The following is a 21,328-nucleotide window of genomic DNA, read 5'->3' as shown; positions in this document are numbered from 1 at the left end:
CGCGGCCGTAGTTTTTCCTATTCCCCTATTCCCCTATTCCCCTACGGCCAGGTCTCTGCCAGCCGATGTCGAGCAGGCCCAGCCGGCCAAGCTCCTTGTCCATTGCGCGAGCGACATCACGGCGCGCGCCGCCGATATCGCGCAGTTGGCGGTCGGAGAGATCCTCGACGTTCTGGTAGGCAGTATCGCGGCGGGGGAGGCGTATCGCGACCCGGGCGTGACGCAACCAGTCGAGGGTTTCGGCCAGCCAGTTCGGACGATGTGCGGACGAATTCAAAACGATGATGGACATGGTGTGCTCCGTTCTCCCCGAATATCAAATCCGGCTTGATGATGTTTCGATGGACAGATCATGCCAGATTGAAATCTCTGTAGGAAACGAGTAGTTTTCTCTCGATCATCAAGTTTTCTTTGAGGATAGGATGGCTCGTCTTCTGCCTGGGACTCGTGCCTTGAGGACGCTGGAGGCGGCGGCCCGGCACCTCAATTTCACCCGTGCCGCCGACGAGCTTGGGCTGACACCGGCCGCCGTCAGCCATCAGATCAAGGAAATCGAGGATCAGCTCGGGCTGGTGCTGTTCACGCGCACCAGCCGCACCATCCGGCTCACCGAGGCGGGAACGGTGCTGTTCGACGCCTCGGCGGACGCGCTCGACCTGCTTGGCCGGGCTGTTTCGCGGGCGCAAAAGCTGACGCGCGGCACCGCTCTTTTGAAGGTAACGCTCGACGCGCAGTTCGCGTCAAAATGGCTGATGCGACGCGTCGACGATTTTCGCAAGCGTCACCCCGATATCGAGTTGCGATTCGACATTGCCTATGAAGTGCGGGATTTCGAACTTGACGACATCGATGTCGGCATCCGTTTTGGCGCTGGCAAATATCCGGGCCTTCGCACCCACCGGCTGTTCGACAACATCCTCATTCCGGTGTGCAGCCCGAGCCTTTTGACGTCCGGTCCGCCGCTGCGCGAGCCGCGCGATCTTTTCAACCATACGCTTGCGCATATCGAATGGTCGCGGCAAGGCGTGACGTGGCCGAACTGGCGGATGTGGATGGCGGCGGCCGGCATCAATGATTTCGACGACAGCCGGACAGTCGTGTTCGGAAATTCCACGGATGCCGTCCAGGCAGCGCTCGACGGCAATGCCGTTGCGCTCGCCGATTTCGCCATGGTGGCGAACGACCTTTCCCAGGGCAGGCTGGTGCAGCCTTTCGAACTCGGCCTGCGCGTGGCGCCCGAGTTCGCCTATTTCCTGGTCTATCCCGAAAATACCGCCGACGATCCACGCATCGTCGCCTTTCGCGAATGGATGCTAGAGGAAGTCGCCAAGACGCGGACCACGGATAAAGGGCAGTAGGGCAGTAGGGCAGTAGGGCAGTAGGGCAGTAGGGCAGTAGGGCAGTAGGGCAGTAGGGCAGTAGGGCAGTAGGCAGTAGGGCAGTAGGGCAGTAGGGATAGGCGTCGGTGCCGTCTGCTCCCCTATTCCCCTACTGCCTTACTGCCCTACTCCCTTCTTGACTCAGCTTGCCACCGCGCCGAACCAGCCGATCACGGCGCCGATGATCAGCAGCACGCCGAGCCAGTGGCCGCCGTCGATGAGGGTCAGGTCCCAGCCGAAATTCTCGTAGCGATGGTTGACCGAGAGCGTCGTGGCGACGAAACCCAGCCAGAGCACGAAGCCGAAGACAAGTCCGGCGAGCCATGTCGGCTCGCCGCCGGTCATCGCGCCGACGACCAGCGCCATTATCGTGGCCATGACCAGTTCGGCGATGAAGCTGACGACGAAGGGCAGCGGCGACTTCTTCATCGTGGCCGGATCGAGCTTGGCGGCCTTCAGCCACGCCTTGCTCAGGCTCATGTACCAGGCGGCGCCGAACAGCCACGCCACGATTGCGGCAGCGACCACCGCCAGCCAGTTCACTGCTGAAAAATCCATGAGCTCCCCCCTCTGATTTGGATATGATGGAACGCCTGTTCGGCGATCGCGTCAAGCGAACCGCCAGACGGTCGTGCGCTTGACCAGCGCATCCTCCAGCGCCCGCGTGACGGCCACTTCATAGACCGCAAGCGGCTCCAGCCCTGTCTTCGGCAGATACGACCGGCCGGGATCGCCGACAAGGATTTCGGCGCCGCGCGCCTTCAGCGTTGCGAACCATGGCACCAGCCGGTCAGCGAAAGATTTGTCATAGAAAACATCACCGGCCAGGACCATGTCCCAACCTGCATCGGTGCCGATGCAATCCGTGCCGAGGAATTCGGTCCCGATACCGTTGATCTCGCTGTTGAGCCGGATCGCGGTGGCGCAGAACGGGTCGATGTCGGAGGCGATCACCTTGGCGGCACCGGCCTTGGCAGCGGCGATGGCGACAAGGCCGGAGCCGGAAGCGAAGTCGAGCACGTGCTTGCCACGCACCGTGCCGGAATTGTCCAGGACATAGCGGGCAAGGCCCTGGCCGCCGGCCCAGGCAAAGGCCCAGAAGGGCGGCGGCAGGCCGATTTCGACCAGCTCTTCCTCGGTCCGCTGCCACAGGTCATGCGCTTCGTCGGCAAGATGAAGCAGGATCTCCGGCACGTGCGGCGGCGCCATCAGCGCCGTGTTGTCGAGAATGAACTGTTTGGCGCTGTTGGGCGTGAGCGCCGTCACGGAGCCGGCGTCAAGCCGCCCATGCGGCAGACTTCCTTCCATTCGGCCGGCGTCACCGGCTGCACGGAAAGCCGTCCGAGCCGCACCAGCGCCATGTCGGCAAGCCTGGGATTGGCCTTCACCTGTTCCAGCGTCGGCGGGTTCGGTACATCCCTTACGGCGCGGATGTCGACGCATTCCCAGCGCGGATCGTCCGACGTGGTGTCGGGATGGGCAAGCGCGCAGACTTCAGCGATGCCGACGATGTTCAGCCCCTCGTTGGAGTGGTAGAAGAAGCCGAGATCGCCGATCTGCATCGCCTTCATGTTGTTGCGCGCCGCGTAGTTGCGCACGCCGTCCCATTGCGTGCCGGCCTTGCCCTTGGCCTTCAGCATCTCGAAGGAGAACTTGAATGGCTCGGATTTGAACAGCCAGTAGTTCATGTCTTTCTCCTCCTTGGAGTCGCGCTGGCGACCGGGATTTAACTAGCCGCCGGCTTGTTGAACGTCCAGTTCCACGGGCGGACTTCGACGCTTTCGAACAGCCCGGCCTTGGCGTAGGGGTCGGCGGCCGACAGAGCCTGGGCGCCAGCCAGGTCGGGCGCTTCGACGACCACGAGGCTGCCATTGGACTTGCCTTCAGTGTCAAGGAACGGACCGGCGAATGCCAGCTTCTTGTCGCCGTTCAACCCCTCGAGAAAGGCAACATGCTCGGGCCGCGTGTCGAGGCGCACCTGCAGGCTTCCGGGCTTGTCCTTGCAAATCACAGCAAACAGCATTTTTTCTCCTGATCGTTCAAGTCGTGGGGATCAATCGTTGGTTTCGGTCTTCAGCGGCCGGGTCATCAACGCCGTCACGGCCTGCCGGACGGTGATGGTGCCATCCAGTATGGCGGCGACGGCGGCAATGATCGGCGCGTCGATGTTGCGCTCGGTGGCAATGCGGGCTGCGATCGCCGCCGTCGGCACGCCTTCTGCCAGCGGCAATCCGGCAAGTGGCTTGCCTTGCCCGAGCGCCAACCCATAGGCGAAATTGCGCGACTGGGTGGACGAGCAGGTCAGCAGCAGGTCGCCAAGGCCGGAAAGCCCCATCAGCGTTTCGGGCCTGGCGCCGAAGGCAGCGCCGATGCGGCGCAATTCGACAAAGCCGCGCGTCACCATGGCGGCCTGGGCGCTGGCGCCGAGACCCGCCCCGGTGACGGCACCTGCGGCAATGGCAAAGACGTTCTTCAAGGCGCCGCCGATCTCGACGCCGATCAGGTCGTCGTTCGAATAGCAGCGCAGGTTTTCGGCGGAAAAGCGGGCGGCGAGATCGGCGGCCAATGCCTCGTCGCGGGCGGCGACCACAACGGCCGTCGGCAGGCCGCGGGCGACGTCGGTGGCGAAGCTCGGGCCCGACAAAACGGCAACCGGATTGAGCGGCAGGATTTCTTCGACAATCGCCGATAGCAACGCGCCAGTCTCGCTTTCGATGCCCTTGGCGCACAGAACCAGCGGGATACCGGCCGGCATATGGTCCTTCGCGGCCGCCAGCGTCGCCCGCAGCGACTGCGCCGGCGTCACCGCCAGCACGCAATCGGCACCGTCGAGCGTGGCCTGGATGTTGCTCGTCGCCACGATGCCGGGCTGGAGCGTAATGCCCGGCAGGTAGCGTGGATTTTCGCCGCGGTCGATCGCGGCGACGGTCTCCGGATCGCGCGCGTAAAGGCGGACGAAATGGCCGGCGCGCAGCATGGCCAAGGCCAAGGCAGTGCCCCAGGCGCCGCCGCCGAGCACGGCAACGCGCCAGCCGCTTGGCGCGGTGTCTTTGCCGCTCATTGCCACCTCGTTCATGCCTTGGCTCCGCGCCGGCCGGAGCCGACCATCGGCGCCGAGATGCTGTCCAGCGGCCAGCGCGAGCGCGGCACGAAATCGAAGCCGTTCTCTTGCGCCATGCCCTCGCGCAGCCGCTCGATGCCGGCCCAGGCGATCATCGCCGCATTGTCGGTGCAAAGTTTCAGTGGCGGCGCAATGAAGGTGAAGCCGGTCTCGGCGCAGAGCCGCTCCAGCATGGCCTTGATCGTGCGGTTGGCGGCGACACCACCGGCAACGACGAGGGCTGCGTTCCTAGTGCCGGGAAATGTCTCGCGAAAGCGCGTCAGCGCGCGAGAAACACGGTCGGCCAGAGCATCGGCTACGGCTGCCTGGAACGAGGCGCAGATGTCGGCGACGTCCTGGTCGCTCAGCGGCGCAATGGCGCTCGCCGCCTGGCGCACGGCGGTCTTGAGGCCGGAGAAGGAGAAGTCGGGCTGGGCCGAGCCCTTCATCGGACGCGGAAAGGCAAAGCGCGAGGCGTTGCCGGCCTGTGCCGCCTTCTCGACATTCGGTCCGCCGGGATAGGGCAGGCCGAGCATCTTGGCCGTCTTGTCGAAGGCTTCGCCGAGCGCGTCGTCGATAGTCGTTGCCCAGCGCTGGTAGTCGCCGACACCCCGCACGGCGACGATTTGCGTATGGCCGCCGGAGACCAGCAGCAAGAGATAGGGAAAGTCGAGCCCGTCGGTCAGCCTTGCGGTCAGCGCATGGCCTTCGAGGTGGTTGATGGCGATCAGCGGCTTGTTCGCCGCCGCGGCGATTGCCTTGGCGGTCATCAGCCCGACGATCAGCCCGCCGACCAGTCCGGGGCCGGCGGTGGCGGCAATCGCGTCGATATCGGCTAGTGCTGTACCCGAATCGGCAAGCGCCGCCTCGATGATGCCGTCCAGCGCCTCGACATGGGCGCGCGCGGCGATTTCCGGCACGACGCCGCCGAAAGCGGCATGCTCCTCGATCTGGCTGAGCACGATGTTGGACAGGATTTTTGGCGCGGCGTCGCCGTCGATGGCCACCACGCTGGCGGCGGTCTCGTCACAACTCGTCTCTATGCCCAGCACGCGGATCAATTCGTCGCTGTCCCTAAAGATTGTATCATGGGGCTTTCCCCGTTAGGAGAACCCCGGAAAAGCCTCGCTTGCCGGGGGGTTATCACGGACTGCGCGCCATGCAAACAATCTTGAGAATCGGAACACGCGGCAGCCCGCTGGCGCTGGCGCAGGCGCATGAAACGCAGGCGCGGCTGATGGCCGCGCATGGCATGCCGGCGGAGGCGTTCGAGGTGGTCGTCATCTCGACCAGCGGCGACCGCATTCAGGACCGGCCGCTGTCGGAAGCCGGCGGCAAGGGCCTGTTCACCAAGGAGATCGAGGAGGCGCTGCTGGCCGGCCGGATCGACATCGCCGTGCATTCGTCGAAAGACATGCCGACGCAACTGCCCGACGGCCTCGAACTGTCGGCCTTCCTGCCGCGCGAGGACGCACGCGACGCCTTTGTCGGCAAAGCGGCGAAGACGATCGCCGAACTGCCGCGCGGGGCGAAAGTCGGCTCGTCGTCGCTACGGCGGCAAGCGCTGATCCGCCGGATGCGGCCGGATCTCGACGTGGTGATGTTCCGCGGCAATGTGCAGACGCGGCTGCGCAAGCTCGAGGAAGGCGTCGCCGCCGGCACGATCCTGGCCTATGCCGGGCTGAAGCGGCTTGGGCTCGAGCATGTCGTCACCGACCTGATACCGCTCGATGTCTTCCCGCCGGCGCCGGGGCAAGGCGCGATCGGCATCGAAACCCGTTTCGGCGACCGCGATGTCGAAAAGATGCTGGCAGCCGTCCATGATGTGCCGACCGGCCAGGCGCTGGCCTGCGAGCGTGCCTTCCTGGCGGCGCTCGACGGCTCCTGCCGTACACCGATCGCCGGCTATGCGGCGATCGAGGCCGGAAAACTGTCTTTTGCCGGGCTGATCATCTCGCCCGACGGGACGCAGTCGCACACGGTCGAGCTGCAGGGATCGGCGCAAGACGCCGCCCGCATCGGCGGCGAAGCGGCCCGGAGCGTGCGCGCCAGGGCCGGCGAAAAGTTCTTCGACGGCTGGCTCTGAAATGCTTCGCGTCCTGGTGACCAGGCCGGAACCGGGTGCTTCGCGCACAGCGCATCGGCTGGAGGAGGCAGGTTTCCAGCCGGTTCTTTTGCCCCTGACCGAAACAAAGGCGTTGCCCGCCGCTGCCGGACTGATCCCGGACGATGCCGTCGCGGTGGCCGTCACAAGCGCCAATGCCATGCGCCATGCGCCGGAAGAAATCATCGCGACGCTCGCCGCCTTGCCTTGTCATGCCGTCGGCAGGCGGACTGCGGAAGCTGCCCGCAAAGCGGGGTTTTTGTCGGTCAGTGAAGGCCCGGGCGATGCCGAGGCGCTGGCCGACGTTCTCGCTGCCGATTTTTCTGGAAAGACGATTGTCTACCTGTGTGGGCGCGTGCGGTTTCCGGCGTTCGAACAGAGGCTCGGGACGGCGGGCGTTCGGGTCCACGCCGTCGAGACCTATGACACGCTGACAGTAGGTTATCCGGACGAAGTCATCCTCGAACGCCTGTCGGGGCAACCTGCCGACGCGGTATTGCTCTATTCAGCCAACGCGGCGGCGGCGATGCAGACCTTGGCAAGACGGCCCGCTCTGCGCGGTCTCTTCGAAAAAACATGGGTTTTTGCGCTTTCCACGCGGATCGCCGCAGCCTTCGACGATGCCGCCGGCGAAAGGATCCGCATTGCCGCGCAACCTGACGAGGAGGCATTGCTGGCGCTTTTGCAGGCGCCGCGCTGAGCCGCGTCATCACACCGCCCCTTTTCACCGCTTGGTGATGTGCTAGACCCTTTCTGAACCATCATGCGCCGCCAGGCGTTGAGACGAAGCGAATGTGCGGAGCCCAGGCATGGTCAAGACGCCGAAGATGCGACACTCGAAAAGCCGCCGCGAGCCGGTGACCATCGATCTCGAGCCGGGCGCCGTCTCACGCATCGCCGACGAGGACGCCGCCACGCAGGAGGCTCAGACCGACGAGGCGAAGGCCGAGGAAGCAGCGAACGCTTCGCAGCCCGAAGTTCCCGAAGAGCCGGTTCATGCCGACCAGACCGATCTTGAGCCCTGGGAGCATGCCGATGGCGCCGCAGGTGCGGAAGGGCAGGCGCCGGCGGATGGCGGAGCCAAAGCCGCCGAGCCAGAGCTGCCTTATCCCGGTTCGGATGCGCCGCCCAACCGCGCCAAAACCTTCGACTACGGTTTCGACGACGCGTCGGCAGCGCAGACCGACGGCAACAAGGCAAAACCCGAGACACGGGACGAGAAAATGGCGCCAGCCCCTGAAAAGCGTGGCGGCCTCAACGGCATCGCCGCCGGCATCATCGGCGGCGTCATCGCGCTGGTCGGCGCCGGCGGGCTGCAATTTGCCGGCCTGCTCGGCGCGCCGGGTTCCGGTGCCGGCGTCCCGCTCGAGGGCGTCAATGGCGACATCGCCTCGCTGAAGACCGAAATCGCCGGCTTGAAGGACGCCGGCGGCAATGGCGATGCAGCGGCGAAGATGGTCGGGCTGTCCTCGGGCCTGGAGCAGGTCAAGGCCGATGTCGCGGCGCTGAAATCGGCTGTCGAGAAAGGTGGAGCAGGCGACGCGGTCGGCGTCACCGCACTGGGCGACAAGGTCGCGCAGATCGAGACGGCGGTCGCCGCCCTCGGCAAGGCGGGCAGCGCGGCGCCGGTCGATCTTGGTCCGCTCACCGAAAAACTGGCAGGCCTCGACGCGCAGGTGAAGTCGGCCGGCGAGGCGGCGACCGCGCAGGATGGTCGGCTGAAAGCGCTGGAGCAGTCTGTGTCGCAGCTGTCCGGCAAGGTCGAGGCGGCGGCCGGACAGCCGAAGATCGCGCTTGCCATCGCGGCGTCGGCCTTGAAGGCGGCGCTTGAGCGTGGCGGGCCGTTTTCGGCCGAACTCGAAACCCTCGCCGCGATTTCGCCTGATGCGCCGCAGCTTGCGGCACTGCGCCCCTATGCCGAAAAGGGCGTTCCGACCCGCGCCGAGATCGCATCGCAGGCTGATGCCGCCGCCAATGCCATGGTCACGGCGGCGACGCCTGTCGATGAGAATGCCGGCTTCGTTCAGAGCCTTCTGTCGAGCGCGCAATCGCTGGTCAAGGTCAGGCCGATCGGCGCCGTCGAAGGCGCCGGCGCACCGGAAACCGTCGCGCGCATGGAGGCGGCGGTCAACCAGGGCGACTACGCCAAGGCACTCAGCGAGTATGAAACGCTGCCCGAGGCCGCCAAGGCCGCGGGCGCCGACTTTGCCGGTAAGCTGAAGGCGCGCATCGAGGTCGAAACCCAGGTCGATGCGCTGATCTCGGGCGCGATGAAGGCATGAGGGCAACACAATGATCCGCCTGCTCGCCTTCCTCATCGTCGTTTTCGCGCTCGGGCTGGGCTTTGCCTGGCTGGCCGACCGGCCGGGCGACATGGTCGTCACTTTCAACGGCTATCAATACCAGGTCAGCCTGATGGTGGCGGCGGTGGCTGTCGTTGCCGTGGTCGCTGCGGTGATGATCCTGTGGTGGCTGCTCAAGTCGCTGTGGAACAGCCCCTACACCATCTCGCGCTATTTCCGTGTCCGCCGCCGCGATCGTGGCTATCAGGCGCTGTCGACCGGCATGATTGCCGCCGGCGCCGGTGATGGCGCGCTGGCCCGCAAGAAGACCAAGGAAGCCGCCAAGCTGATCCGTTCCGACCAGGAGCCGCTGATCCACCTGCTCGAAGCGCAGGCGTCGCTGCTCGAAGGCGATCATGAAGGCGCGCGGCAGAAATTCGAGAGCATGCTCGACGATCCCGAAATGCGGCTGCTGGGTTTGCGCGGGCTTTATCTGGAAGCCGAACGGCTCGGCGACCGCAACGCCGCCAGGCATTATGCCGGCCGCGCCGCCGCTGTGGCGCCGCAGCTGGCCTGGGCGGCGGAATCGACGCTGGAAGAGCTGACCGCGCGCGGCGACTGGGACGGCGCCCTGAAACTGGTCGACGCGCAGAAAGCGACACGGCAGATCGAACGCGATGCCGCCAACCGCCGCCGCGCCGTGCTGCTGACCGCCAAGGCGCAGGCGCTTGCCGACAGCGATCCCGCCGCCGCCAGGACGGCCGCGATCGAGGCCAACAAGCTCAGGCCCGACTTTGCGCCCGCCGCCGTGGCCGCCGCGGCCGCACTGTTCAAGCAGAACGATGTGCGCAAGGGCTCGAAGATACTCGAGGCGGCGTGGAAGGCCGAGCCGCATCCGGAGATCGCCGAGCTCTATACCCATGCAAGGCCGGGCGACGCGGTGCTCGACCGCCTCAACCGGGCGAAGAAGCTGCAGGAGATGAAGAAGAACCACGCCGAATCGTCGATGACGGTGGCGCGCGCCGCGCTCGACGCGCAGGATTTCGCGACCGCCCGCCGCGAGGCCGAGGCGGCGATCCGGATGGACCGTCGCGAGGGCGCCTATCTGCTGCTCGCCGACATCGAGGAGGCCGAGACCGGCGATCAGGGCAAAGTTCGGCAGCTGTTGTCCAGGGCGCTGCGGGCGCCGCGCGATCCGGCCTGGGTCGCAGACGGCGTGGTATCGGAACGCTGGGCTCCGGTATCGCCGATCACCGGCCGGCTCGACGCCTTCGAGTGGCGCGCGCCGATGGAGCGTCTTGGCCAGTTGATCGACAGCCATGATGACGCGCCAGCGGGTGCGGCACCGGTTATTGAAGCATTGGCAAAGCCGACGAGCGAAAAAAGGCCGATCGAAGTGATCGACGACGCCGGTGGCGAGACGTCGGCGGGCAAGCAAGCTGAAAGTCGCGAAGAAGATCATGTCAGGCCAATCACGGCAGCGGCCTTCGCCGCGGTGCCGAGCGATGCCGAAGGCGTCGAGCCGGCCGAGGAGCTTGCGCGGCTGCCGGACGATCCCGGCGTCGATCCGGACGAGGAAGCGGAGAAATCGCCGCGCCGGTTTCGGTTGTTTTGAGTTGGGCAGGCCGTCAGGCCGTTGGGGTATGGATCTATGTTTGAACGCGTTCTGTCGTTTCTCAGGGATTTGCCGGCCGGTGCCGGCACGCATGCCAGCACGGACGATCCGCGTGTCGCCGCCTCGGCGCTGCTCTACCATGTGATGAACGCCGATGGCGTGCGCCAGGATGTCGAGTGGGAGCGGTTCAAGGCGGTGCTGGCCGAGAGCTACTCGATCAGCGGCGCCGAACTCGAAGCGTTGGCCGCTGCCGGCGAGCGGGCCGACAACGAGGCGATCGATCTCTATGCCTTCACCAGCGTCCTGAAGCGCCATCTCGATGCCGATGCGCGCAAGGCCTTCATCGGCCTGATGTGGGAAATCGTCTATGCCGACGGCGAGTTGCACGAGCTCGAGGACAACACCGTCTGGCGCGTCGCCGAGCTGATCGGCGTCGAACGCCACGATCGCGTCGAGGCGCGCCGCAAGGCGGCGGCGCACGCGCCCGGCGCCACCGGAACATCGAGCGACGAATAGGATCTTCGCCTTCCCATGCCACGCCAAACGAGTTCGAAGCCAAAGATCCTGATCGTGCTGCATCAGGAGAGTTCGAGCCCGGGGCGTGTCGGCCATATGTTGCTGGAAGAAGGTTTCGATCTCGACATCCGCCGGCCGCCGCTTGGCGACGCCTTGCCCGAAACACTGGACGACCACGCCGGCACGGTGGTGTTCGGCGGCCCGATGAGCGCCAATGACGACGACGAGTTCGTCCGCCGCGAGACCAACTGGCTGGAAATACCGCTGAGGGAGAACCGGCCATGTCTCGGCATCTGTCTCGGCGCGCAGATGCTGGTCAACTGTCTCGGCGGCAAGGTCGAGGGTCATGGTGAAGGGCTGGTCGAGGTTGGCTGGTATCCCCTGAAGGCGACCGAAGCCGGCAAGCAACTGATGCACTGGCCGGAGATGGTCTACCAGTTCCACCGCGAGGGTTTTTCGCTGCCCAGGGACGCGACGCTGCTGGCGACGGCCGAAACCTATCCCAACCAGGCCTTCCGCTACGGCGACAATGCCTGGGGCATCCAGTTCCATGGCGAACTGACCAGGGTGATGATGCAGCGCTGGGTGGTGCGCGGCGCGCATCGCTTCGAATTGCCCGGTGCCCAGCCCGGCCGCGATCATCTCGGCGGCCGGCTGATCTGGGACATGCATCTCAAGCGCTGGCTGGACGAGTTTTTGCGGATGATCTTCGGCAAGCCGAGCAGATAGCTGAACCGTCGTCTGAACGGATTTCAGGCGACCCGCTTTAGGTCTTTGTCTTCATGCATGTCGTTCTCCCAAAACCGGGGCCACTTTTGGGCGACATGCATTAAGGTTCGAGCACCGGCCGCAGGAAGCTGCGCTCGTAGCTGAGAATGCTGCGATTGCGTTTTTCCATTTCGAACACTTCCTGGCATTCCGGGTCGGCAGCCATCCGTTTGCGATAGTCCTCGTAGTCGGCAAGGCTCGGGAAGCTGAACATGGCATAGGCGATGTTGCTCGCCCCTTCGCTTGGAAGGAAATAGCCGTGATGGTTTCCGCCGAGGCGGTTGACCAGAGCTATCCAGCGACGACCATAATCTTCGAACTCGGCAAGCTTGTAGGGGTCGATGACGTATTTCAGGTAGCAAGTGATCATGAGAGCTCCTGTGGCATGGGCTAGGCACGTCGGCTGTCAACCGTGGGAAGATCAGTTGCGCCCGTTGAGGTGGCGCACCTTGCGCAGTTGCGGAAACAGCACCACCCACAGGCCCGCGACGGCGATGGCGCCGATGCCGCCGATCACCACGGCCGGCACCGTGCCGATCAGTGCGGCCATCGTGCCGGCGCGGAATTCGCCGACCTCGTTGGAGGCGCCGACAAAGACCTGGTTAACGGCGTTGACGCGGCCGCGCACCTCGTCGGGCGTCCACAGCTGGATCAGCGTCTCCCTGATGTAGACGCTGAACATATCGGTGGCGCCAAGGAAGACCAATGCCACGATCGACAGCCAGGTGATGGTCGACAGGCCGAAAACCACGGTGAAGGCGCCGAACGAGGCTGCGGCGGACAGCATGATCATGCCCGCGTGGTTGCGAAGTGGATGCCCGGCCAGCCAGATGGCGACGCAAATGGCGCCGATGCTGGGCGCCGAGCGCAGCAGGCCGAGGCCCCACGGGCCGAGCTGGAGGATGTCGCGCGCATAGACCGGCAGCAGCGCCGAGGCGCCGGACAGGAGCACGGCGAACAGATCGAGCGAGATGGCGCCGAGCACGATCTTCTCGCTCCAGATGTAGCTGAACCCGCCGAGCAGGTGCTGCATCGTCGGCTTGTCCGACTCGGTGCGCTGCGACGGCTTCGGGATGGTGAAGATCAGCAGCCCGGACACAAGCATCAGGACAGCGGCGGTTCCGTAGGCCGCTTCCGGCGACACGCCGTAGAGCAGGCCGCCGGCGACGGGTCCGACGATGGTCGCCGTCTGCCAGGCCGATGAATTCCAGGCGATGGCGTTGGCGAAATCCTGAGGCGGCACCAGATTGGCGAACAGCGAGGCCGAGGCCGGACCGAAGAAGGCGCGGGCGACGCCGAACATGGCAAGCACGCAGAAGATCGGCAGCGGCCCGCTGATGCCGCGCAGCGCCAGGAACAGCAGCGCCAGCGCGCACATCGCCTCCACCACGACCGCCAGCGCCATGATCAGGCGGCGGCCGAAGCGGTCGGCGACGACACCGGTGACCAGCACCAGAAGCAGCGACGGCAGGAATTGGACGATGCCGACCAGGCCGAGATCGAGCGGGTCGCGGGTCAAATCGTACATCTGCCAGCCGACCGCGACGGACACGATCATGGTGGCGAATGTGGTGAGGAAACGCGCCGCCCAATAACTCAGGAAGGAGCGGTGGCGGAACGCGGCATAGCGCTGGTCCGGTGATATCTGTTCGGCGGTCATGATTTAAGAGGCCCCTTTGCAGTGGCGTCAGCTGGCGGGGCACTTCCACGATGGGCGCTGGTCCGGCTGGCGGAACTTTTAGCTCAGTTCGCCGCGGATATGCGTCAAAATCAGTGCTGGATCAAGGAATTTTCAGCCCGTTCCATCGCCAGCACGCGGAAGTTACTGCCGCAGCGCGACGGAGATGGCGTCGAGGCCGCCGCGCAATTCGGCTTCCGTCGGCCAGCCGAAGCCGACGCGGAAGAAGCGTTTTTCCATCTCGAACCAGTGGCCGGGTCCGACATAGGTTCCATGGTTCTCCAGCAGGTTCGCATAGAACCGGTCGAGGTCGAAGCCGGGTTCGACATCGAGGCGCGGGAAGCCTACGACACCGCCTTCGGGCCTGATCCAGTCGACCAGCGGTTCGCGGTCGATCCAGGCCTGGACGATGTCGCGGCGCTTGGCCATTTCGGGCAGCAGTGTCGCCAGGAAGGCGTCCCGGCGCTCGAGCATGCCGCGGGCAATGCCTTCGTCGATGACGCTGCCGCAGATGCCAATCTGCTCCTTTGCGGCGAGGAATTTTTCCTGAAGCACCGCATCCCTGGTGATCAGCCAGCCGATGCGGATGCCGGGAATGCCGAAGGCCTTGGACAATGACGAGACGCTGATCGCCTTCGGGCTCAGTGAGGCAGCCGTCGGCAGCCGCCTGCCGTAGGAGAGGTCGCGATAGGTCTCGTCGACCAGCAGATGGCAGCCGCGAGCCTCGGCAAGCGCCACCAGCGCATCGAGCTCGGCTCGGCTCATCATCGTGCCGGTCGGGTTGTGCGGGCAGGTAACGCTGATCAGCTTCGTGTCCGGCCGAATCGCGGCCTTGACGCGTTCGACATCGATGGCGAAGCCTTCCTCGAAGGCCAGGTCGACAAAGCTGATGGCGCAGCCGATCGCCCTTGGGGTTTCGATGTTGGTGGCGTAGTTGGGCCTGATGACGACGAGATGGTCGTTGGCCGACAAAAGCGAGGTCGAGATGATGAACAGCGCGCCCGCGGCACCGGCGGTGACCAGCACATCATCCGGCGAAATGCCGGCATCCTGCGCCGATATCAGTGCACGCAACTGCTTGTCGCCGCGATGCTCGCCATAGAAAAGCGTGAGATCGGGCAGCGACAGGCCGATGTCGGAGAGCTTCTGGTCGGCGATCGAACTTTCCGAAAGATTGTAGCGGATACGGTCGTAGCCGTATTCTTCCGGCGCCTCTTTCTCAATCACCATCCTGGTGTAGTTCATGGCTCACTCCCCAAGAGCAGTTCACCGTTTCACGGAAACGGCGACCCGCTCTAATTCCTTGTTTTTTACGCAATTCCGGACGGAAAACCGTTTCACACTTTTCCTGGAATTGCTCTAGGAACCCGTCCACCTATCCAAGCCATAAAAATAGGAAGCCTGCCAAGGCGGATTCGCCGGCAGGCTTCTGTTCCAGTCGTCCTAACTGTTGGCTCAGGACTGAATGTTCAGGCCGAGGCCTTGGCCTTCCTGCCCTTGGCGGGCGCCCTGACGGGGGCGGCCTTGCGGCCGAGGCCGATCGACTTCGCCAGCAGCGAACGCGAGGCCGCGTAGTTGGGGGCGACCATCGGATAGTCCGACGGCAAGCCCCATTTGGCGCGATAGGCGTCCGGCGTCAGGCCGAAATGCACACCGATATGACGCTTCAGCGATTTGAACTTCTTGCCGTCTTCGAGGCAGATGATGAAATCGGGCGTCACCGACTTCTTGGGATTGACCGCCGGGACCAGTGGGGCAGCCACCGGGACCGCAGGCTTGCCGAGCCCGCTTATCGACGCGCTGACGCTGGCGATGAGGTCGGCCAGGCCGGAGGCAGGCAAGCGGTTCTTCTCGACGTAAGCGGACACGATGTGGGCGGTCAGCTCGAGCAGATCGATGTCTTTACGGGCACTGTTGCTATCGTCGGTCACTCTATTTCTCCGTCTACAGCGAATGACCTGAAAATCGGATTCGACTTCCGGAAAGGATCATGCGCGAAATCAAAATGCTATGGCGTCCTTCGTGCGTCCACGGGACGAATTGGCGTTGTTGTAGCGCGGAATTCCTAGTCGGCAAATCTGCGTATTGCAACGACTTGATGGCAGGTCACACGTTATTTTGAACAACTATATTAAACAATAACAGTATCAGACTATCAGCGCCTTGTCGCGCCACAAACGAAACCCGCCTTCGAAGGCGCGTGTGTTGTCGCCGCGCCTGGAGTCGGCGGGCAATTCATCGAGCTTGTCGACGTTGCCGCCGCCAATGACGACATAGTCAGGCTGCATGGCGGCACGGAGCCGGTCGACGACGTCGAAGACGTATTTGCGCCATTTCTTCTTGCCGCGCTTTTCCAGGCCGCGTTCGCCGACATAATCCTCGAAGCTCTTGCCCTTCTTGTAGGGCAGATGCGCGAGTTCCATCGGTTGGGCGACGTTGTCGGCAATCATCGCCGCACCGAGCCCGGTGCCGAGCCCGAGGAACAGCATGCGCCCGCCCTCGTAGCTGCCGATGGCCTGCATCAGCGCGTCATTGACCACTTTCACCGGTTTGCCGAACGCGCCCGCAAAGTCGAATCCAGCCCAGCCCTTGCCGAGATTGGCGGGGTCGGCGAGCGGCCTGTTGTGGTTGACCGGACCGGGATAGCCCATCGAGACGACGTCGTAGGACAGGCCTTCGGCGAGCTTCTTCACGGTATCGATCATCTGTTGCGGCGTCAGCCCCGGCCCCGAATCGGCGCGGCGCTCCGCGCCGCCGGCGCTGGTGAGGATCTTGACGTGCGAGCCGCCGATGTCGATCGTGAGCACGATCTTTTCAGTATCCGGCGTCTCGGTGCCCGATGCTGGTTGCTTCACTGCCTTGGCCATCGCGTGGTTCCTCTCACTTCACCGGATCGATCCAGCCATTGGGTGGCCCGAACCCGGCCATGACGTCCGCCGGTCCCCATGTCAGCGGCTCGTAGAGGTGCGGCGGCGTGGTGTCGCCAAGCACCGGGCCGACGATGCGCCAGGCCAGTTCGCTGGCGTCCTGGCGGGTGAACAGCTGGCCGTTGCCGTTCATGGCGTCGCCTATCAAGCGCTCATAGGGCGGCATGTCGCCCTTCGAGTCGTCGAGCGCCGTCAGTTCGACCTGCTCGCCGATCATGTCGTCGCCCGGCGCCTTGCGCTGTGCTCCGATGGCGATCACCACCTGTGGGTCGATGCGGAAGCGGACGTAGTTCTGGTCGGCGGGCTTGATCGGATCGAAGACATCGAGCGGCGGCCGCTTCAGCCGCACCACCACTTCGGTGACATGCACCGGCATGTTCTTGCCGGCGCGGATGAAAAACGGCACGTCCTGCCAGCGCCAGGTGTCGACGAAGAAACGCACCGCCGCGAAGGTCTCGACGGGCGAGTTCGGCGCCACGCCGGGTTCAGTGAGATAGCCGGTGAACTGGCCGCGCACGACATCGTCTTTGGTCAGCGTCCTGATCGCGCGCAGCACCTGCACCTTCTCGTCGATCAGATCGTCGGCGGAGCGGCCGACAGGCGGCTCCATGGCAAGCAGCAACAGGATGTTGAGCAGATGGTTCTCGATGACGTCCCTGATGCAGCCGACATCGTCATAGAAGCGGCCACGTCCCTCGACGCCGAAATCCTCGGCCATGGTGATCTGCACGCTCTCGACGTAGTTGCGGTTCCAGATCGGCTCGAGGAAGGAATTGGCGAAGCGGAAATAGAGCAGGTTCTGGATCGCTTCCTTGCCCAGGTAGTGGTCGATGCGGAAGATCGACTGCTCGTCGAACACCAGATGCAGGACCCGGTTCAGCCAGCGCGCCGATTGCAGATCGTGACCGAAGGGCTTTTCCACCATCAGCCGCGCGCCATGCGCGGTGCCCGACTGCTCCAGCCCCTGGACGACGGTCTCGAACATGGTCGGCGGCACCGCCATGTAGTGCAGGGGCCGCTGTGCGGTGCCGAGCGCGCTCTTCAGCTTCTCGAACGTCGCTCCGTCACGGTAGTCGCCGCTGACGTAGCGCAGCAGCGAGGCGAATTTGGCGAAGGCTTTTTCGTCGATCTTGCCGAGCGCATTGACGATGCCGTCACGCGCGCGCGCCTGCAATTGCTTGAGGTCCCAGGCGTCGAAGGCGACGCCGATCACCGGTTCGGTAAGCGTGCCCTTGGCGACCATCTGGTAAAGGGCTGGAAATATCTTCTTGTGGGCGAGGTCGCCGGTTGCCCCGAAGAGCACCAGCGTGTCGGACCGTTCCTGGCTCATGCGCGTGTCTCCCCCGCTGTCCTCACTTGCCGGCCTTCGGCTTCTCGACATGGCCGCCAAAGGCATAGCGCATGGCGGAGAGCAGCTTGTCGGCGAATTCGGATTCGCCCTGCGAGGAGAAGCGGTCGAACAGCGCCGAGGACAGCACCGGAGCCGGCACGCCGGTGTCGATGGCCGCCTTCAGCGTCCAGCGGCCTTCGCCGGAATCCGAAACGCGGCCGCCGAAATTCACCAGGCCCGGATCGCTTTTCAAGGCGCCGGCCGTCAGGTCAAGCAGCCAGGAGCCGATAACGCTGCCATGCCGCCAGACCTCGGCCACCTGGGGAAGGTCGATGTCGAACTGATAGTATTGCGGGTTTTCCAGCGGGCTGGTCTCGGCGTCCGCCGTCCGTTGCCGCTTGCCGGCATTGGCCGATTTCAGGATGTTCATGCCTTCGGCATAGGCGGCCATGACGCCGTACTCGATGCCGTTGTGCACCATCTTGACGAAGTGGCCGGCGCCGCTCGGTCCGCAATGCAGATAGCCGAAGGGCGCGGTCCCGGCATCCCTGGACGGATTGGAGCCGGCATCGGCGCCCGGCGCCAGCGTGGCGAAGATCGAATCGAGGTGCTGCACCGCCACGTCGGGACCGCCGATCATCAGGCAGTAGCCACGCTCCAGTCCCCAGACGCCGCCGCTGGTGCCGACATCGACAAGATGGATGCCCTTGCCGGCCAGTTTCGCGGCCTGATCGACGGCGTCGTGATAATAGGAATTGCCGCCGTCGACGACGATGTCGCCGGGCTCCATCAGGGCCGCCACCTGGTCGATGATCCTGCCGGTGATCGCCGCCGGCAGCATCAGCCACACACAGCGCGGCTTGGCCAGCTTGCCGATGAATTCTTCCATCGAGGCCGCCCCTGACGCGCCGTCGGTCACCAGGGCCGCGACGCTGGCCGGGTTGATGTCGTAGACGACGCATTCGTGGCCGTCGCGCATCAGGCGCCGGACCATGTTGGCGCCCATCCGGCCCAGTCCCATCATTCCGATCTGCATGGTTTCGTCCCTGTTTTCTAGGAGATTTGCGGGGTTATCGAGGGAAGGTCTGCTGGCTGTCCTGGTCGCCTGAGATGACGGAGAAGTCGACATTCTCCCAATCGCCGGCCCCGGGCCAGAAAAAAGTGAAGGTCAGCGTGCTTCCCTTGGGAAGGCCAGAGACGGGCAGATCGGCAAGATGGATGCCGAAATCGTTCTCCACCGTCTGGCTGTCGTGGGCGGTCGCCCAGTTGTCGGTGCTCCAATGGACTGTAGCCGGGGCCAACAGTTCGACGCGCAACGTCTTGCCGGCCGGGACCGTGCGGATCTTGTTGTTGAACCGCCATGTCCTGAACGGCGATACGGTCTTGTCCTCGATATAGCGCTTGACGCCTTGCGGGGGCATGTCGAAGACCGCGCCGTCGCGCAGCGAGCGCAACAGCTTGATATGCTCCGAATGCGCCCAGACCAGCGGCATGGCGCTGCCCGAGGGGCGGCCGTGCAGCAGTTCGCGCTCCGGCATATCGGCGCCGTCCCAGACCTGCTCCGGCAACAGGCCGCCCGGTCCGGCCGAGCCTTCCAGCGCTGCCAGCAGGCTGGCGGCCTTTTCCCTACGCCCGGCCGCCAGCTCATAGTGGGCGCGTTCGCCGGCCAGCAGCGGCCAGGGGCGACCCTGGCCGGTGCCGTCGAAAGGTGCGCCATCTTCATGCTCGCCATAGCCGTCGCCGTTGTAGCGATACCAGAGCGGCCCTTGCGGCAGATCGCAGCGCAATTGCGCGTCGATGACCTTGACCGTGTCTGTCATGCGCGGGTCGTCGGCCGCCCGCAGGCCGAAGCGGACAAGTGCAAGCGCATCCGGACTGACGATTTGCTCGGCCGGCCGGTCGGTGTCGCCGGGCGGCCGGTTCTTGATCGGAACATAGCCGTCCTTCGGCGAACCGGCCTCGGCGCCGTCGGGCGGCGCGATGCGGACATAGTAGCCGTCGACGCCGACTTGACCGCAGATCGCCGTGCCGGTGACGTAGGTCCAGCGCTCGACCTGGTCGTTCCAGACGTCTGATGTCTCGCGCAGATAGGTCGCCGCGTCCGGCTTGCCACAGGCGTCGAGCAGGTCGGCTGCGGCAAGCAGTGCGGCGATTTCGACGGCGAGCGTGAACGGGCTGTAGCCGGCATCCTCTTCCCAGCGGTCCTCGCCGGTGACCGGCCCGTTGCGCACGACGAACCCGGCAGCGCGCTCGATCATCGGCAGAAAGACTGCGAGCCTGGCGTGCGGCAAATGGCCGGCGCGGTGCAAAGCTTCGGCCAGCAGCAGCGGAAAGGCGCATTCGTCCATCTGGATGCCGGGCCAATAGGCCGATCCGTCGAGCCAGGCGTTCTGCGGCCAGTGGCCATCCGGCTGCTGGATGGAGCCGAGATAGTCGAGGATTTGCAACGCCGAGGCGGCGTCGCCGGCAGCAAGAAAGCCGCCGGCCGTCTCGACCAGATCGCGCGGCCAGACCAGATGGTAGCCGCCGAGGTCGTCGTCGCCCTTGTCGAAGCCCCACGGGATCGACAGGCTGGCGACCGCGGCGCCCGGTGTGGCGATCGACCGGTGCGTCGCCAGTACCGCCGTCGAGACGCGATAGAAGTTGATCCCGGGCACCGCGTGCCGGTCGAGCGGCAGCAGGCCCTTTTGCCAGTTGCGCCAGTGCTGGAGGTAGGAGTTCGCCGCGGGTTCAAAACCCTGCTTCAGGCTGGCGAAAGCATGTTCCGCAGCCTCCTCGGGCGTCGCGCCAAATCCCAGCGCCAGCAAAGCCTTGGTCGTGGCCGCGGAAAAGCCGATCTCGCCGGTCAGCGCGACATTGCCGTCCTCGGCCCGCTGGTATGCAGCATCGAGCTCACCTGTGTTGTGCAGTTGCTGCCAACCGTCGGAAAAACCGACATAGCCGGCCGAGCCGGTCCGCCAGGGCAGCGACGAGGCCAGCGCCAGGCAGGAGCCGCGCCCCGAGGCGAACAGCACGGGCTTTCCCTCGTGCTCGCCGACCCAGGCGGTGTTGCCCATGCCGGCATTGACCAGATGCGGCGCCAGAAGCGCGTAGACGCGATAATCGTCAGCGACGCCCCTCAGCGCCGTGAAGGTGATTTCCTGCAGCAGCGCCGGGCGCGCCGGATCGGCGAGGATGCGCTTTTCGATCCGCCAGGCGCCGTCGTTCGCCGTGTTGACCAGCCGGTAGGCGGGTACGCCGTCCTCGAACGGTTCGATGCTGTGCGTGGCATCGCGCTTTTCTTCCGAGAAATAGCCGGCGGCGCCGGTGACGATGAGGCCGAGGTCGCGGGTGCAGGCACTGTCGACGCGCGGATAGTAGATTTCGTTGAGGATGCCGTGGCTGATCGTGAACCAGATCCGGCCGGCCGGCGAAAGCGACGTTCCGACGCCGCTCTTGGCGCTTGACGTCCAGCGCGCCGGAATTCCCGGGGCGCCCGGAGCAACGTTTGGCGTCACTGGCATTCTGTTTCGGTCTCCTGGCCTCCTCCCTAGACCATGACGCGAACCCTTTACAATCATTGCACCGCAAGTTGATCGCGGGCCGACGGCAGGGCAACGAACTAGGGCTAACGGGTTTCTTCGGAGCTT

Annotated in this window: 22 protein-coding genes; 7 read left to right on the top strand and 15 right to left on the bottom strand. The window is 64.9% G+C overall.

The genetic code is table 11. From position 1 onward, the window contains the following. Window positions 1-25 precede the first annotated feature (25 nt). Complete coding sequence (locus tag AC0L2D_RS23360) at window positions 26-292, bottom strand: hypothetical protein (protein ID WP_013528900.1); 267 nt, start codon at window positions 290-292, stop codon at window positions 26-28. 130 nt (window positions 293-422) lie between these two features. On the opposite strand from AC0L2D_RS23360, the gene gcvA reads away from it, so the two are divergent. Beyond that, window positions 423-1,358 (top strand): transcriptional regulator GcvA, encoded by a 936-nt coding sequence (gene gcvA, locus AC0L2D_RS23355; protein WP_013528901.1) that lies wholly within the window; start codon window positions 423-425, stop codon window positions 1,356-1,358. A 162-nt stretch (window positions 1,359-1,520) separates the two neighbouring features. Here the strand turns inward: gcvA and AC0L2D_RS23350 are convergent, their stop codons facing one another. Genes AC0L2D_RS23350 through tsaD form a run of 6 tightly spaced genes read right to left on the bottom strand, consistent with a single transcriptional unit; the run spans window position 1,521 to window position 5,537 of the window. Continuing rightward, entirely contained in the window at window positions 1,521-1,937 is a 417-nt protein-coding gene (locus tag AC0L2D_RS23350) for a DUF1761 domain-containing protein (RefSeq protein WP_024503046.1), read from the bottom strand. Window positions 1,938-1,988: 51 nt separating this feature from the next. Further along, window positions 1,989-2,687 (bottom strand): class I SAM-dependent methyltransferase, encoded by a 699-nt coding sequence (locus AC0L2D_RS23345; RefSeq protein ID WP_473542594.1) that lies wholly within the window; start codon window positions 2,685-2,687, stop codon window positions 1,989-1,991. Beyond that, the gene (locus tag AC0L2D_RS23340) at window positions 2,642-3,067 is read right to left on the bottom strand and encodes an EVE domain-containing protein (RefSeq protein ID WP_063173341.1); all 426 of its coding nucleotides are present in this window, start codon (window positions 3,065-3,067) and stop codon (window positions 2,642-2,644) included. Before AC0L2D_RS23340 ends, AC0L2D_RS23345 begins: the two co-directional genes overlap by 46 nt. Window positions 3,068-3,105: 38 nt before the next feature. Further along, on the bottom strand, window positions 3,106-3,402 hold the full coding sequence (locus AC0L2D_RS23335) for a YciI-like protein (protein ID WP_473542592.1): 297 nt from the start codon (window positions 3,400-3,402) through the stop codon (window positions 3,106-3,108). A 30-nt stretch (window positions 3,403-3,432) separates the two neighbouring features. After that, window positions 3,433-4,455 carry an NAD(P)H-dependent glycerol-3-phosphate dehydrogenase gene (locus tag AC0L2D_RS23330; protein WP_024503043.1) on the bottom strand — a complete coding sequence of 341 codons (1,023 nt, stop codon included), beginning with the start codon at window positions 4,453-4,455 and terminating at the stop codon, window positions 3,433-3,435. Further along, complete coding sequence (gene tsaD / locus AC0L2D_RS23325; RefSeq protein ID WP_473542654.1) at window positions 4,452-5,537, bottom strand: tRNA (adenosine(37)-N6)-threonylcarbamoyltransferase complex transferase subunit TsaD; 1,086 nt, start codon at window positions 5,535-5,537, stop codon at window positions 4,452-4,454. The genes AC0L2D_RS23330 and tsaD overlap by 4 nt, the downstream gene beginning before the upstream one ends. 101 nt (window positions 5,538-5,638) lie before the next feature. Between tsaD and hemC the strand changes: the two genes are divergently transcribed. The 6 genes from hemC (at window position 5,639) to AC0L2D_RS23295 (ending at window position 11,725) form a co-directional block, all read left to right on the top strand. Continuing rightward, on the top strand, window positions 5,639-6,565 hold the full coding sequence (gene hemC, locus AC0L2D_RS23320; protein WP_127365959.1) for a hydroxymethylbilane synthase: 927 nt from the start codon (window positions 5,639-5,641) through the stop codon (window positions 6,563-6,565). Between the two features lies 1 nt (window position 6,566). Then, window positions 6,567-7,283: a uroporphyrinogen-III synthase gene (locus AC0L2D_RS23315; RefSeq protein WP_473542589.1), complete on the top strand. Its 717-nt coding sequence runs from the start codon at window positions 6,567-6,569 to the stop codon at window positions 7,281-7,283. 109 nt (window positions 7,284-7,392) lie between these two features. Next, window positions 7,393-8,865: a COG4223 family protein gene (locus tag AC0L2D_RS23310; protein WP_473542587.1), complete on the top strand. Its 1,473-nt coding sequence runs from the start codon at window positions 7,393-7,395 to the stop codon at window positions 8,863-8,865. A gap of 10 nt (window positions 8,866-8,875) precedes the next feature. After that, entirely contained in the window at window positions 8,876-10,480 is a 1,605-nt protein-coding gene (locus AC0L2D_RS23305; RefSeq protein ID WP_473542585.1) for a heme biosynthesis HemY N-terminal domain-containing protein, read from the top strand. 36 nt (window positions 10,481-10,516) lie between these two features. Continuing rightward, entirely contained in the window at window positions 10,517-10,996 is a 480-nt protein-coding gene (locus tag AC0L2D_RS23300; RefSeq protein WP_013528912.1) for a tellurite resistance TerB family protein, read from the top strand. Between the two features lie 15 nt (window positions 10,997-11,011). After that, entirely contained in the window at window positions 11,012-11,725 is a 714-nt protein-coding gene (locus tag AC0L2D_RS23295; RefSeq protein ID WP_013528913.1) for a glutamine amidotransferase, read from the top strand. Window positions 11,726-11,825: 100 nt separating this feature from the next. On the opposite strand, the gene AC0L2D_RS23290 is transcribed toward AC0L2D_RS23295, so the two are convergent. The 8 genes from AC0L2D_RS23290 to AC0L2D_RS23255 form a co-directional block, all read right to left on the bottom strand. Next, window positions 11,826-12,134, bottom strand: coding sequence for an NIPSNAP family protein (locus AC0L2D_RS23290; RefSeq protein ID WP_024503037.1), 309 nt, complete (start codon window positions 12,132-12,134; stop codon window positions 11,826-11,828). Between the two features lie 51 nt (window positions 12,135-12,185). Beyond that, window positions 12,186-13,424, bottom strand: a complete 1,239-nt coding sequence (locus AC0L2D_RS23285) for an MFS transporter (protein WP_473542583.1) — start codon at window positions 13,422-13,424, stop codon at window positions 12,186-12,188. A 162-nt stretch (window positions 13,425-13,586) separates the two neighbouring features. Then, window positions 13,587-14,687 (bottom strand): pyridoxal phosphate-dependent aminotransferase, encoded by a 1,101-nt coding sequence (locus AC0L2D_RS23280; protein ID WP_473542581.1) that lies wholly within the window; start codon window positions 14,685-14,687, stop codon window positions 13,587-13,589. Window positions 14,688-14,911: 224 nt separating this feature from the next. Next, entirely contained in the window at window positions 14,912-15,373 is a 462-nt protein-coding gene (locus tag AC0L2D_RS23275; protein WP_473542579.1) for a Ros/MucR family transcriptional regulator, read from the bottom strand. Between the two features lie 216 nt (window positions 15,374-15,589). Then, entirely contained in the window at window positions 15,590-16,309 is a 720-nt protein-coding gene (locus tag AC0L2D_RS23270; RefSeq protein ID WP_063169511.1) for an ROK family protein, read from the bottom strand. Between the two features lie 13 nt (window positions 16,310-16,322). Beyond that, window positions 16,323-17,699 carry a glucose-6-phosphate dehydrogenase gene (zwf, locus tag AC0L2D_RS23265; protein WP_024504766.1) on the bottom strand — a complete coding sequence of 459 codons (1,377 nt, stop codon included), beginning with the start codon at window positions 17,697-17,699 and terminating at the stop codon, window positions 16,323-16,325. A 22-nt stretch (window positions 17,700-17,721) separates the two neighbouring features. Next, window positions 17,722-18,735: a phosphogluconate dehydrogenase (NAD(+)-dependent, decarboxylating) gene (gene gnd, locus AC0L2D_RS23260; RefSeq protein WP_127368656.1), complete on the bottom strand. Its 1,014-nt coding sequence runs from the start codon at window positions 18,733-18,735 to the stop codon at window positions 17,722-17,724. A gap of 34 nt (window positions 18,736-18,769) precedes the next feature. Further along, on the bottom strand, window positions 18,770-21,202 hold the full coding sequence (locus AC0L2D_RS23255; RefSeq protein WP_473542576.1) for a glucan 1,4-alpha-glucosidase: 2,433 nt from the start codon (window positions 21,200-21,202) through the stop codon (window positions 18,770-18,772). Between the last annotated feature and the right edge of the window lie 126 nt (window positions 21,203-21,328).

The sequence above is a fragment of the Mesorhizobium sp. WSM4833 genome, assembly GCF_055811095.1.
The sequence above is the reverse complement of the archived record's forward strand: the minus strand, read 5'-3'. Positions and strand labels throughout refer to the sequence as shown.